Genomic DNA, 11,284 nt, shown 5'->3' with positions numbered 1-11,284 from the left:
TCGCAGTAGCCGTACGAGCCGTCCTCGATCCGGCGCAACGCTTCGTCGATCTTGGAGATCAGCTTGCGTTGCCGGTCACGAGTCCGGAGCTCAAGGGCCCGATCAGTCTCCGAGGACGCCCGATCGGCAAGATCGGGATGGTTCTCGGTTTCCTTCTGGAGATGGGACAGGGTCTCGCGAGATTCGCGGAGAATGTCCTCTTTCCAGGCCAGGAGCTTCTGCTTGAAATACTCAAGCTGACGCTCGTTCATGAACTCCTCGTCCTCGGAAGGACGATATTCGGAACCCTCAGCCAGAACAGTGGCTGTCTTCATGAAAACCTCACGCCCCTGGGGACCCTGAGACACGCGCCGGCTGTATAGGCAAATCGACCGACGGTTTCAACGTCGCCGGTGGGTTGCGTGAATTTAGACCGCACGGCTTGCCGCCTCGAGCTTCGCCAGCTCCACCGCCGCGCGGGTCTCGATCTCGTCCAGCACGGCTTCCAGCTTGGGATCTTCGGTCGCGGCGCGCTGCTCGCGGACCGCGCGGGCGAGCCGGTCGAGCTGCGCCTGGGTGAGCTCCCCGCCCAGCAGCGCCACCTTGATGTCGTCCAGTTCGTCGAGCAGCCGGCCCGCGCGGCCGACCGAGCGTCGGCGGCGTTCTGTGGGCGACTCGACGTCCTGCAGCGCCAGCAGGGCCTCGACCCCCATCACGCCCGAGACGTTCGATACGGAGGAGACCTGGGCCGGCGCGGCCGGCACGCTCGTGCTCGCGACGTGGAAGCCGCCGCCCGTCGCTGTTCCCTTTGCGGGTTTGGCGCCCGACGTCTGCGACAGACCGCCTGTTCCGGAGACCTTCATGGGGTGGCGCGCTCGACCCTCGATACTAGGCGGCCACCTTGACCGGCCAAACTTGCAGCATGGTTAACGGGTGGAGGAATCTGCCTAGTCGAACTTGCCGCCCGCACCACCGGATCGCTGATTTCCTTACCCTTTTTAGCTGGCACGGTTCTGGCGAGAGGAGCACGAGCCAGTCTGCCCGAAGGTCGCCATGCGTCTTTTCTCCGCCCTCTTCCTCGTCGCCAGCCTCGTGGCCGCCCCTGCGTTCGCCAAGTCGCGGATCAAGGACATCGTCGAGTTCGAGGGGGTCCGCGAGAACCAGCTGGTGGGGTACGGCATCGTCGTCGGCCTGAACGGCACGGGCGACGCTCTGCGCAATGCGCCTTTCACCAAGCAGACCCTCGAAGCGATGATGGAGCGCCTGGGCGTCAACGTCCGCGACGCCAACCTCAACACCAAGAACGTGGCCGCTGTGATGGTCACCGCCAAGCTGCCGCCCTTCGCGGCGCCGGGTTCGCAGATCGATGCGACGGTGTCGGCCCTCGGCGACGCCAAGAGCCTGCTGGGCGGCACGCTGCTGGTCACGCCGCTGCTGGGCGCCGACGGCCAGGCCTATGCCGCGGCGCAGGGTACCGTGCAGACCGGCTCGATCAGCGCCGGCGGCGCCTCGGGCTCGACCGTGCTGAAGGGCGTGCCCACCGCGGGCCGTATCGCCGGGGGCGCCATCGTCGAGCGCGAGATTGGCTTCCAGCTGGCCCGCATGGACCAGATGCGGCTGACCCTGCGCAATCCGGACTTCACGACCGCGCGGCGCATCGCCGACGTGATCAACAGCAATTTCCCGGGCTCGGCGATCGCCGAGAACCCCACGATCGTGGCGCTGCGAGCGCCCCCCGGAACGAACCTGATCAGCTTCATGGCCCAGGTGGAGAACCTGTCGGTCGAGCCCGACAGCCCGGCCAAGGTGGTGATCGACGAAGTGGCCGGCGTGATCGTGATGGGCGACGCGGTGCGCGTCTCCACCGTGGCCATCCAGCAAGGCAACCTGACCATCACCGTCCGCGAGCAGCCGGCGGTCAGCCAGCCCGGCGCCTTCGCCCGCGTCGGCGAGACGGCCGTGATCCCGCAGTCGGACGTCACCGTCGAGGAGGAGAAGGGCAAGCAGTTCCTGACCGTGAAGACGGGGACGTCGCTGTCCACCCTGGTCGCCGGCTTGAACGCCCTGGGCGTCACCCCGCGCGACATGATCTCCATCCTCCAGACCATCAAGGCCGCGGGCGCGCTGCAGGCCGAGATCGAGGTGATGTGATGAGCAGCCTCATCTCGCCCGCCACGCTCTCCCCCACCCTGCTGCAGCCGGTCCCGACGACCGATCTGTCGAAGACCGCGCCGACGAAACCCGCGCTGGGAGAGGCCGAGGCCGCCCAGGTCCGCACCCGGGCCAAGGACGCGGCCGAGAAGTTCGAAGGCCAGTTCCTGTCGTTCATGCTCCAGCAGATGTTCGAGGGCGTGAAGGCTGACGGGCCCTTCGGCGGCGGCCACGGCGAGGAGATGTTCCGCTCGCTGATGACCGACGCCATGGGCAAGCAGATGGCCAAGAAGGGCGGCATCGGGCTCGCCGACACCGTCCAGCGCGAAATCCTGAAGATGCAGGGGCTCACCTGATGGCCATCGCCGCCAACGACGCCGCCGACCGGGTCGAACAGCTGATCATCCTGACCGAGCGGCTGACCGAGCTGATCGCCAGCCAGGCCCAGGCCTTCGAGGAGCGCCGCCCGCAGGACGCCGCCGGGCTGCTGGACGAGACCTCGCGGCTGGCCAACCTCTACCGCCATGAGAGCGCCCGCGTGCGCGCCGACACCCGTCTTGTCCAGAGCGCGCCGGTGGCCGCCCGCGCCCGCCTGGTGCGGGCCACCGAGGCCTTCGACGCCGTCCTCGCCCGCCAGGGCCGCGCCATCGAGGCCGCCCGCACGGTCACCGAGGGCCTGGTGAAGTGCATCGCCGACGAGGTGACGGCCCAGCGCAACAAGGCCGTCGTCTACGGCGCCACCGGCGCCCAGAACGTCGGCGCCACGGCCACGGCGATCACCCTGAACAAGCGCGCCTAGCCGCGTGACCCGCGGTATGCGAGCCTCCTACTCGGGGGGTCGACATGCAGCTGATCCGGCATCGCGAGACAGGCGGCGGCCAGGACTGGGAGCTGACGCTCGGCTTCCCTGACGCCCGCTTCGCGCCCTACGTGAACCAGTACTGGGAGGTGAAGGGGACCTTCCCGCACACCCGCGAGCATATCCTGCCGATGGGCGACCTGGCCCTGATGGTGAACCTGGGCCCCGACCAGCTGCTGGAGGACCGGGACGATCCGGGGCAGGTCGAGACGTTCCGCGAAGCCTGGATCTCGGGCCTGCAGCACCAGCACCTGACCATCGCTTCACCCCACGGCTCGTGGCTCGCCGGCGTGCGGCTGACCCCGGAGGGCGCGTTCCGAATGCAGCTGGGTCCCGCCGAGCTCGCCGACCACGTGCTGGACCTCGACGGCGTTCTGGGGCCGCGCACGGGCTCGCTCACCGACCAGCTGCGCTCCGCGCCCGGGCCCGAGGCCCGTTTCGGCATCCTCGAGGGCGTCGTCGAGACCCGGATCGCCGTCGGCCAGGCCTGGAGTTCGGAGATCCGCTGGGCCATGCGCCAGCTCGACGCCTCGCAGGGCGGCGCGCCGGTCGCCTGGATGGCCGCCGAGCTGGGCTGGACGCGCCAGCGCTTCCACGCCGCCTTCGTCGACGCCGTGGGCCTTGCGCCCAAGCTCTACGCCCGCGTCCTGCGTTTCCAGGAGGCGATCCGCACCATCGGCACGGCCACGCGCCCGGACCTGGCGGCCGTGGCCCAGACCGCCGGCTACTATGACCAGGCCCATTTCAACCGCGACTTCCGCGCCTTCGCCGGCCTGACGCCGGGCGAGTACCTGCGCCAGCGCTTCGAAGGCCCCGACCTGGGTTTCGCGCGGATCGACTGAGCGCGCTGACATTCGTCCAAGACCGGCGTACGGCGGCCCGCAATGCTGTCGCGGCATCGAACGAGGGAGCTACCATGAGCGACGATCCCCTGGCCGCCTACTCGGCCAGCCTGGCGGCCAAGACCGGCAAGGACCTCGTCGCCTGGGCGGCGTTGGCCAAGGCGCACGGCGAGACCAAGCATGCCGCGCTGGTGGCCTGGCTGAAGGCCGAGCATGGCCTGACCCACGGCTATGCCAACACCATCGCCCTGAAGGCCCGCGAGTCGGACGCCGCTTCGATCGGCGAGGAGGACCTGACCGCCCAGATGTTCGCCGGGCCGAAGGCGGCCGTGCGGCCGGTCTACGACAAGGTGATCGCCATCGTCCGCGACCTCGGTGACGACGTCGAGCTGGCCCCGAAGAAGGGCTACACCAGCCTGCGTCGGAAGAAGCAGTTCGGCCTCGTCCAGCCCTCGACCAAGGACCGCGTCGACCTGGGTCTCAACCTCAAGGGCGACGCGCCCGCCGGGCGGCTGGAAGCGTCGGGGTCGTTCAACGCCATGGTCACCCATCGCGTGCGGCTAACCTCGGCGGCCGACGTGGACGCCGAGGTGACGGCCTGGCTGAAGGCCGCCTACGACCGCGCTGGCTAGTGCATCGTGCCGGCGACGATCTCGAGCTTGTTGCCGTCCGGATCCAGGATCACGCAGCCGTAGTAGCCAGCGGCGATGTCGGGGTGCGGACCGGCGGCGCGGATGGTCGTCGCACCGTTCGCAATGGCAGAGGCGTAGGCGGCGTCCACCGCAGCGCGGGTCTCGGCGGTGAACGCCAAATGCGCGCCCAGGCCCGCCACCCGCTCGCCCTCGACGGGATAGAGATAGAAGAGGCCCGCCGTCCCGCCGGGGCCGTAGGCGATCTCGCCGGGCTTCTCGGAGGCGATGCTGGCGCCCAGCGGCGCGAAGAAGGCGTCGTAGAACCGCCGCGCCGCATCGAGATCGCGCACGCCGAGGGACAGGTGGTCGAACATGAAAGCACTCCCGGATGACTCTTTCTGAAGTGGGGGTCATCGGGGAGCTTGGCAACGGCCGGGCTTATTGAGGCGAGCGACCGCATTCAAACGCTTGTTTGACGTTGCGGAACGCGCTTATCTTCCGAGTCGCTGCCGGACCGTCCGGCGGCCTACGTTCTCAGGGCGGGGTGCAACTCCCCACCGGCGGTAATGCCCTCCCCTCGCGAGAGGATGGGACGAGCCCGCGGGCGCCTGGGCCTCCGTCATAGGGTGGTCCAGGGACGAGCAGAGCCGGTGCGATCCCGGAGCCGACGGTCATAGTCCGGTTATGAGAACGGCCAAGTCGCGCCAGGCGGATTCCGTCCGGCGTGTGCGTGGCCTGCCCCTGAGTCGTGGTCCTCGAACCTCCTCAGGGAGCCGAACCATGACCCAAGTTAAGACCCTCGAATTCCCCACCGCCAATGGCGCCTACCGCGCCGGCCGCATCGGCTTCGTGCACGCGCTCTGGCACGCCGAGATCGTCCGCGAGGCCTACACGGGCTTCGTCGACGAGATGGCGAGCCTGGGCATCCCCGCCGAGGCCATCGAGAAGTTCGAGACGCCCGGATCCTTCGAGATCCCGCTGCACGCCCAGACGCTCGCCCGCACCGGCCGCTACGCCGCGATCGTGGCCGCCGGCTTCGTCGTCGACGGCGGCATCTACCGCCACGACTTCGTGGCCCAGACCGTGATCCAGGCGCTGATGCAGGTGCAGCTCGCCACCGAGACGCCGGTGTTCTCCGTGGTGCTGACGCCGCACCATTTCCACGAGCACGACACCCACCAGGGGTTCTTTCACGCCCACTTCCGGCTGAAGGGCGCCGAGGCCGCGCGCGCCTGCCACGGCACGCTGACGAGTCTGGCCCAGCTGGCGGGAGCGGCGTGATGGAAGCCCTTCTCGACGTCCCCGAAGGCTTCGAGCGGCACGACCGCAAGAGCCCCGTAACCGCGCCCTGGGAGCCAATCTACCGGCGCTTCTCAGGCGACACTGTGGTGCTGGGGCTGCGCGCCGCAACACCCCACTGCAACGGGCGGGGCTTCGTCCATGGCGGGCTCATCTCGGCCCTAGCCGACAACGCCATGGGGCTGTCATGCGTGCGCAAGCTGGGCGAAGTCTCCAGCCTGGTGACGGTGAACCTCACGCTGGACTTCCTGGCCTCAGCGCTCACCGGCCAGTGGCTGGAGTTCGACACGGTGTTCGTGAAGCCCGGCGGCACGCTGTGCTTCACCCAGGCCTTCGTCACCGCCGACGGTCAGCCGTGCGCCCGGGCCAACGCGGTCTTCCGGGTCGTGAAGAGGGCCGTCGCATGAGCGCCTACATCGTGGCCCGCGTCGCCATCCACGACCGGGCGGTCTACGACCGCTATGCCTCGCAGTTCATGCGGGTGCTGGGTCGCTATGACGGCCGGCTCCTCGTCTCGGACGAATGGCCCGAGGCGATGGAGGGCGAATGGGGCGGCCGCAAGCTCGTCGTCCTGTCGTTCGCCGACCGGGCGGCGGCGCTGACCTGGGCGGGCTCGCCCGAATACCAGGAGATCGCCAGGGACCGCATCGCCGGCGCCGACGTGATCTCGGTGCTGGCGCAGGGGTTCTAGCCCAGCGCGACCTCGCGCTCGACGCAGATCGCGTCGAGAAAGTCGCGGTCGTGGCTGACCACCAGCAAGGCGCCGTCGTAGCCGGAAAGCGCGGCCTCGACGGCGCCGATGGAGTCCAGGTCCAGGTGATTGGTGGGCTCGTCGAGGATGAGCAGCTGCGGCGGCTGATCGCCCAGCAGCACGCAGGCCAGCGCCGCCCGCAGCCGCTCGCCACCTGATAGCGCCGCCACCGGCTTCTCGGCGGTGGTGTTGCGGAACAGGAAGCGGGCGAGCGCGGCCCGGGCGGTGTTCTCGGTCGCTTTCGGGTTCAGCCGCCGGAACGCCGCGACGAGGGTCGGGTCGTCGCCGAGCAACGCCGTCTGCTGGTCGAGGAACGCCGCCTTTACGCCGCGGGTCACCTCCCCGGCGGTCGGCGAAAGCTCGCCCGCGGCCAGTCGGATCAGCGTGGTCTTGCCCGAGCCGTTCGGGCCAGAGATCGCGACCCGCTCCGGCCCCACGATCCTGAGCGAGACGCGGTCGAGAAGCGGCGCGCCGTCCGGATAGGCGAAGCCGACGTCCGCCATCGCCAGCACCGTCTTGCCGGCGGCGAGGCCCGACCGCGGCAGGTCGAAGGCTAGGCGCCGCACGCGCTCCACCTTGGCCTCGGCGCTCGCCACGGCGTCCGCGGCGTCGGACTTCAGGCGATCGGCGAGGCGCTGGGCGCGGGCGCCGGAGTTCTCGGCCCGCTGCTGCTGGGCGTCGAGCAGTATCTTGGGCGCGTCCCCCCTGGCGCGGGCGCGCTTGCCGGCGGCGTCCTTGCGCGCCTTGCGCTCCGCGGCGATCTGCACTTCGCGCGCCACGCGGGCCGCCTGCTTCTCGGCGTCGGCCAGTTCGCGGGCGGCGGCTGCCTCGAGCTCGGCCTTGCGCTCGACGTAGAGGTCGTAGTCGCCGCCGAACACCTGCGCGCCCAGCGTGGTCAGTTCCACGATGCGGTCCATTTTCCGCAACAGCGCCCGGTCGTGGCTGACCACGATCGCCCCGCCCTTCCAGCGGTCCAGCACCTCGGCCACGAGATCGCGCGCGGCTGCGTCGAGGTTGTTGGTGGGCTCGTCGAGGATCAGCAGGTCAGGCTCGGCGGCCAGCAGGCCCGCGAGGTTCGCCCGCGTCACCTGCCCGCCGCTCAGCGAGGCGGCCGGCCGCTCGAGATCGAAGTCCGCCAGGTCCACCTCGGCCAGCGCCGCCTCCAGCCGCGTCTCGAGCATCCAGTCGGCCTCGGCGAAGTCCTCTTCCGAGCCCTCGCCGGCCTCGACCCGGCGCAGCCGCGCGAGCGCCGCGTCGACGCCCATCAACGCCGCCACGGTCGCGCCGGACGGCGGGCTCAGCGCCTGGCGCAGCACGCCCAGCCGGCCGCGCACCGTCATGGCGCCGGCGGACGGGACGAGCTCGCCCTGGATCAGGCGCAGCAGCGTGGACTTGCCCACGCCATTGCGCCCCACGAGGCCGGTGCGTTCGGCCCCGAAGGCGAGGGTCAGGTTCTCGAAGAGGCTCTGGCCGTCAGGCGTTGCGTAGCTGAGGCCGTCGAGCGTGACGAAGGCGGACATGGCGGAGGGTCATCGCAGCGTGGACGTTTCGGGTGGTCGGATTGTCCAGCGCGAGCCGCATCGGCCTGCTCCTTGGGGTTGCAGGCGGCTATCTAGGGGTGGAACGGGGTTCGCGCAATCCGGACGTGGCGTCGACGTGGCGGGTTGGCGCGCTCGCGGCTTGCGGCCATCTGCGGGGCATGATGCTTCCGACCATCGACTGGACCGCCGTCGGCCAGGACCTCGACACCCACGGCTGCGCCCTCATCCCGGGCCTGTTGGACACGGCCGGCTGCGAGGCCATCGCGGCCCGCTACGACGGCGACGGCTTCCGTTCGACCGTGGTCATGGCCCGGCACGGCTTCGGCCGCGGCGAGTACCGCTACTTCGCCTATCCGCTGCCCGAACCGGTGGCCGCGCTACGGACGGAGCTCTATCCGCCGCTGGCCGAGATCGCCAACGGGTGGAATGCAGCCCTGGGCGAGCGCGCCCGCTTTCCGGCCGGGCACGCCGAGTTCCTGGCCCGCTGCCACGCCGCCGGCCAGGCGCGGCCGACACCGCTGGTGCTGCGCTATGGCCCCGGCGACTACAACTGCCTGCATCAGGACCTCTACGGCGAGCACGTCTTCCCATTGCAGGCCGCGATCCTGCTGTCCGAGCCCGGCCGCGACTTCGAGGGCGGCGAGTTCGTGCTGACGGAGCAGCGGCCGCGCATGCAGTCGCGCGTCGAGGTCGTGCCGCTCCGCCAGGGCGACGCCGTGGTCTTTCCCGTCCACCACCGGCCGGTGCACGGCGGCAAGGGCATCTACCGCGTGAACATGCGCCACGGCGTCAGCCGCCTGCGCGCGGGCCGCCGTCACACGCTGGGGATCATCTTCCACGACGCGCTCTGATTGGCGGCTTTCGGACATGTGTTGGCATCGCCACATTGGCTCGGACGACGCCTCGCACGATCTTCTGGCCAAAGGAGATCAGTCATGTCGTTCGTTGTTTCCGCCCTTCCCGCCGGCCAGTTCCAGCCCCTGTTCGGCCTGCCGGACGAGGCCCTCGCCGAGCGCGGGATTGTTCGCCGCACCGTCGACGGCCCGGGCTCGCCCTGTCGCGTCACGCTGGAGGACGCGCGTCCGGGCGAGACCGTCCTGCTGATGAACTACGAGCACCAGCCAGCCGACACGCCGTTCCGCTCGCGCCACGCGATCTTCGTGCGTGAGGGGGTGGAGGACCGCAGCTTCGCACCCGGCGAGATCCCGCCGGCGTTCGCGGCGCGCCAGTTCCTGTCGCTGCGGGCCTTCGACGCGAGCGGCATGATGATCGACGCCGACATCACGCCGACCGCCGAGCTCGACGCGGCGATCGAGCGCCTGCTGGCCAACCCGCAGGCCGCCTACCTGCACGCCCACTACGCGGGCGCGGGCTGCTACGCCGCGCGCATCGACCGGGCCTGACGTTTTGTTGAAGGACGAAACCAATGTGATCTGAAGGGGTTCAGGCGGGCGGTTCCATGCCGGAGTGCGAAGTTGGACCGCCTGTCGAAGCTTACCCTGGCCCTGGCCGCCCTGGCCCTCGCCCCGCTCCCCGCCCTCGCTCAATCACGGACGGCCGCCGTCGTGGCTTCGGCGCCGCGGATGGCCGCCGGACCGGCCCAGGCGTTCGTTATTGTCGAGCACGACCCGCGCCTGCTGCGCCGCTCCAGCGGCCTGCCGCCGACCGAGCCGCGGGCAAAGCTTCGGCTCTCCTCGGCGGCCGAGACGCCTGAGGTGAGTATCCGGCCCAAGGACGAGTGGCGAGAGGACGAGGGTTTGCGCGTGAGCCCGGCGCGCGTAGCGTTCAAGCGCAGATTCTGACGCCTGCCGGCTCCGGACCTTCCCATGCGACTGCGCCTTGCCCTTGCGCTCTGCGCTCTCTCCAGCGGCGCCGCCGCCGGCCAGGAGATGACCTGCGTCCCCACGCGTGACGACACCCAGCGGCTGTCGCGGCTGGACGTCGCCTGGGACGAGGCGCGCAAGGAGGTGATCGAGAGCGGCGACGGCGACGCGATGCGCCGGCTCGGGCCCGTCGCCGATCCGCGCGTGAACCTGACGCGGCCGCAGCCCACGCCGGGGCGCTATCAGTGCCGAACTATCAAGCTGGGCGCCGCCAGCGAGGGCATGCTGCCCTACATCGCCTACGGCTGGTTCCGCTGCAGCGTCACCCTCACCCCCGGCGGCGACCTGGTCCTGCGCAAGACCAATGGCTCGCAACGCCCCGTCGGCCTGATCTGCCCGGTCGACACCCGCAAGGCCCGCTTCGTGGGCGTGCTGGAGTTGGGTGACGAGGTCCGCACGCCGCGCTACGGCGCCGATACCGACCGCGACATGATCGGCGAGGTGCGCCGCGTCGGGGACGAGGCCTGGCGCATAGCCTTCCCGTGGCCCGCCCACGAGTCGAAGCTCGATCTCCTGGAACTGCGCCGCACCCGGTGACTTGAGCGGCGCACGCGGGCGCGCTCTAACCATGGTCAGCGCGGGGGGAACGACGTGACCGACATAGCAGCGGGGGCTGCGGCCCGGCGGGTGGAACTGACGATCCGGGGCGTGCTGCTCGGCGTCCTGATCTGCCTCGTGTTCACGGCGGCCAACGTCTATCTGGGCCTGAAGGTGGGGCTCACCGTCGCCACCTCGATCCCGGCGGCGATCATCTCCATGGCGCTGCTCAGGGCCTTCAAGGACTCGACGATCTGGGAGAACAACATCGTCCAGACCGTGGCCTCGGCGGCCGGCGCCATGGCCTCGGTGATCTTCGTGCTGCCGGGCCTGGTCATCGTGGGCGCGTGGACCGGATTCCCGTTCTGGACGACGTTCGGCCTCTGCGCGATCGGGGGCGTTCTGGGCGTCATGTACACGGTGCCGCTGCGCCGGGCGCTGGTGACCAACTCTCCGCTGCCCTACCCCGAAGGCGTCGCCGCCGCCGAGGTGCTCAAGGTGGGCTCGGGCATGCGCGGCGACAGCGCCGAGCAGGCCGCGGACGGACGGCGCGGCCTGATCGCGATCCTGCTGGGCAGCGGCGCCTCGGCGCTCTTCGCGCTGGTCGTCGGCACGCGCGCCTTCGCGGGCGAGGTGGCGGGCTACTTCCGGGTGGGCGCGGGCGCCACCGGCATCGGCGCCTCGATGTCGCTGGCCCTGATGGGTGCGGGCCACCTGATGGGCGTGGCCGTCGGCATGGCCATGCTGACCGGCCTCGTCATCGCCTGGGCGGTGGCCGTGCCGATCCTGACGAACCTCTACCCCGACACC

Annotated in this window: 17 protein-coding genes and 1 riboswitch; of the genes, 13 read left to right on the top strand and 4 right to left on the bottom strand. The window is 70.3% G+C overall.

The window, feature by feature from the left end; translation table 11 throughout:
* The coding region (locus VGD44_RS13270; RefSeq protein WP_331087761.1) for an RNA polymerase-binding protein DksA at positions 1-314 on the bottom strand (314 nt) is incomplete at its 3' end.
* Between the two features lie 93 nt (positions 315-407).
* A complete protein-coding gene (locus VGD44_RS13265) occupies positions 408-842 on the bottom strand; it encodes a flagellar assembly protein FliX (protein WP_331087759.1) in 435 nt (144 codons plus the stop codon).
* Between the two features lie 190 nt (positions 843-1,032).
* Between VGD44_RS13265 and VGD44_RS13260 the strand changes: the two genes are divergently transcribed.
* The 5 genes from VGD44_RS13260 (at position 1,033) to VGD44_RS13240 (ending at position 4,463) form a co-directional block, all read left to right on the top strand.
* Positions 1,033-2,130, top strand: a complete 1,098-nt coding sequence (locus VGD44_RS13260; protein WP_331087757.1) for a flagellar basal body P-ring protein FlgI — start codon at positions 1,033-1,035, stop codon at positions 2,128-2,130.
* On the top strand, positions 2,130-2,486 hold the full coding sequence (locus tag VGD44_RS13255) for a rod-binding protein (protein WP_331087755.1): 357 nt from the start codon (positions 2,130-2,132) through the stop codon (positions 2,484-2,486). Before VGD44_RS13260 ends, VGD44_RS13255 begins: the two co-directional genes overlap by 1 nt.
* Positions 2,486-2,929, top strand: a complete 444-nt coding sequence (locus VGD44_RS13250) for a flagellar basal body protein (protein ID WP_331087753.1) — start codon at positions 2,486-2,488, stop codon at positions 2,927-2,929. The genes VGD44_RS13255 and VGD44_RS13250 overlap by 1 nt, the downstream gene beginning before the upstream one ends.
* Positions 2,930-2,973: 44 nt before the next feature.
* The gene (locus tag VGD44_RS13245; RefSeq protein ID WP_331087751.1) at positions 2,974-3,831 is read left to right on the top strand and encodes a helix-turn-helix domain-containing protein; all 858 of its coding nucleotides are present in this window, start codon (positions 2,974-2,976) and stop codon (positions 3,829-3,831) included.
* A 74-nt stretch (positions 3,832-3,905) separates the two neighbouring features.
* On the top strand, positions 3,906-4,463 hold the full coding sequence (locus VGD44_RS13240) for a DUF5655 domain-containing protein (protein WP_331087749.1): 558 nt from the start codon (positions 3,906-3,908) through the stop codon (positions 4,461-4,463).
* On the opposite strand, the gene VGD44_RS13235 is transcribed toward VGD44_RS13240, so the two are convergent.
* On the bottom strand, positions 4,460-4,837 hold the full coding sequence (locus VGD44_RS13235; RefSeq protein WP_331087747.1) for a VOC family protein: 378 nt from the start codon (positions 4,835-4,837) through the stop codon (positions 4,460-4,462). The genes VGD44_RS13240 and VGD44_RS13235 overlap by 4 nt on opposite strands.
* A gap of 152 nt (positions 4,838-4,989) precedes the next feature.
* Positions 4,990-5,159, top strand: a riboswitch (FMN riboswitch).
* Between the two features lie 84 nt (positions 5,160-5,243).
* On the opposite strand from VGD44_RS13235, the gene VGD44_RS13230 reads away from it, so the two are divergent.
* From VGD44_RS13230 to VGD44_RS13220, 3 genes are read left to right on the top strand one after another with little or no spacing between them, the layout of a single operon-like run.
* On the top strand, positions 5,244-5,744 hold the full coding sequence (locus VGD44_RS13230) for a 6,7-dimethyl-8-ribityllumazine synthase (protein WP_331087745.1): 501 nt from the start codon (positions 5,244-5,246) through the stop codon (positions 5,742-5,744).
* Positions 5,744-6,169 (top strand): PaaI family thioesterase, encoded by a 426-nt coding sequence (locus tag VGD44_RS13225; RefSeq protein ID WP_331087743.1) that lies wholly within the window; start codon positions 5,744-5,746, stop codon positions 6,167-6,169. The genes VGD44_RS13230 and VGD44_RS13225 overlap by 1 nt, the downstream gene beginning before the upstream one ends.
* Positions 6,166-6,453: a DUF1330 domain-containing protein gene (locus VGD44_RS13220; protein WP_331087741.1), complete on the top strand. Its 288-nt coding sequence runs from the start codon at positions 6,166-6,168 to the stop codon at positions 6,451-6,453. The genes VGD44_RS13225 and VGD44_RS13220 overlap by 4 nt, the downstream gene beginning before the upstream one ends.
* On the opposite strand, the gene VGD44_RS13215 is transcribed toward VGD44_RS13220, so the two are convergent.
* Entirely contained in the window at positions 6,450-8,033 is a 1,584-nt protein-coding gene (locus tag VGD44_RS13215) for an ABC-F family ATP-binding cassette domain-containing protein (protein WP_331087739.1), read from the bottom strand. The two genes, VGD44_RS13220 and VGD44_RS13215, sit on opposite strands and share 4 nt — an antisense overlap.
* Before the next feature lie 182 nt (positions 8,034-8,215).
* Between VGD44_RS13215 and VGD44_RS13210 the strand changes: the two genes are divergently transcribed.
* From VGD44_RS13210 to VGD44_RS13190, 5 genes are all read left to right on the top strand, one after another.
* Positions 8,216-8,905 carry a 2OG-Fe(II) oxygenase gene (locus VGD44_RS13210; protein ID WP_331087737.1) on the top strand — a complete coding sequence of 230 codons (690 nt, stop codon included), beginning with the start codon at positions 8,216-8,218 and terminating at the stop codon, positions 8,903-8,905.
* An 84-nt stretch (positions 8,906-8,989) separates the two neighbouring features.
* Entirely contained in the window at positions 8,990-9,457 is a 468-nt protein-coding gene (locus VGD44_RS13205; protein WP_331087735.1) for a DUF1203 domain-containing protein, read from the top strand.
* Between the two features lie 72 nt (positions 9,458-9,529).
* A complete protein-coding gene (locus tag VGD44_RS13200; protein ID WP_331087733.1) occupies positions 9,530-9,856 on the top strand; it encodes a hypothetical protein in 327 nt (108 codons plus the stop codon).
* A gap of 24 nt (positions 9,857-9,880) precedes the next feature.
* On the top strand, positions 9,881-10,474 hold the full coding sequence (locus VGD44_RS13195) for a DUF4893 domain-containing protein (protein ID WP_331087731.1): 594 nt from the start codon (positions 9,881-9,883) through the stop codon (positions 10,472-10,474).
* A 54-nt stretch (positions 10,475-10,528) separates the two neighbouring features.
* Positions 10,529-11,284 (top strand): OPT family oligopeptide transporter (locus tag VGD44_RS13190; protein WP_414694652.1); only part of this gene is annotated, 756 nt, incomplete at its 3' end.

Source organism: Phenylobacterium sp. (genome assembly GCF_036402295.1).
Lineage (GTDB): Bacteria > Pseudomonadota > Alphaproteobacteria > Caulobacterales > Caulobacteraceae > Phenylobacterium.
The sequence above is the reverse complement of the archived record's forward strand: the minus strand, read 5'-3'. Positions and strand labels throughout refer to the sequence as shown.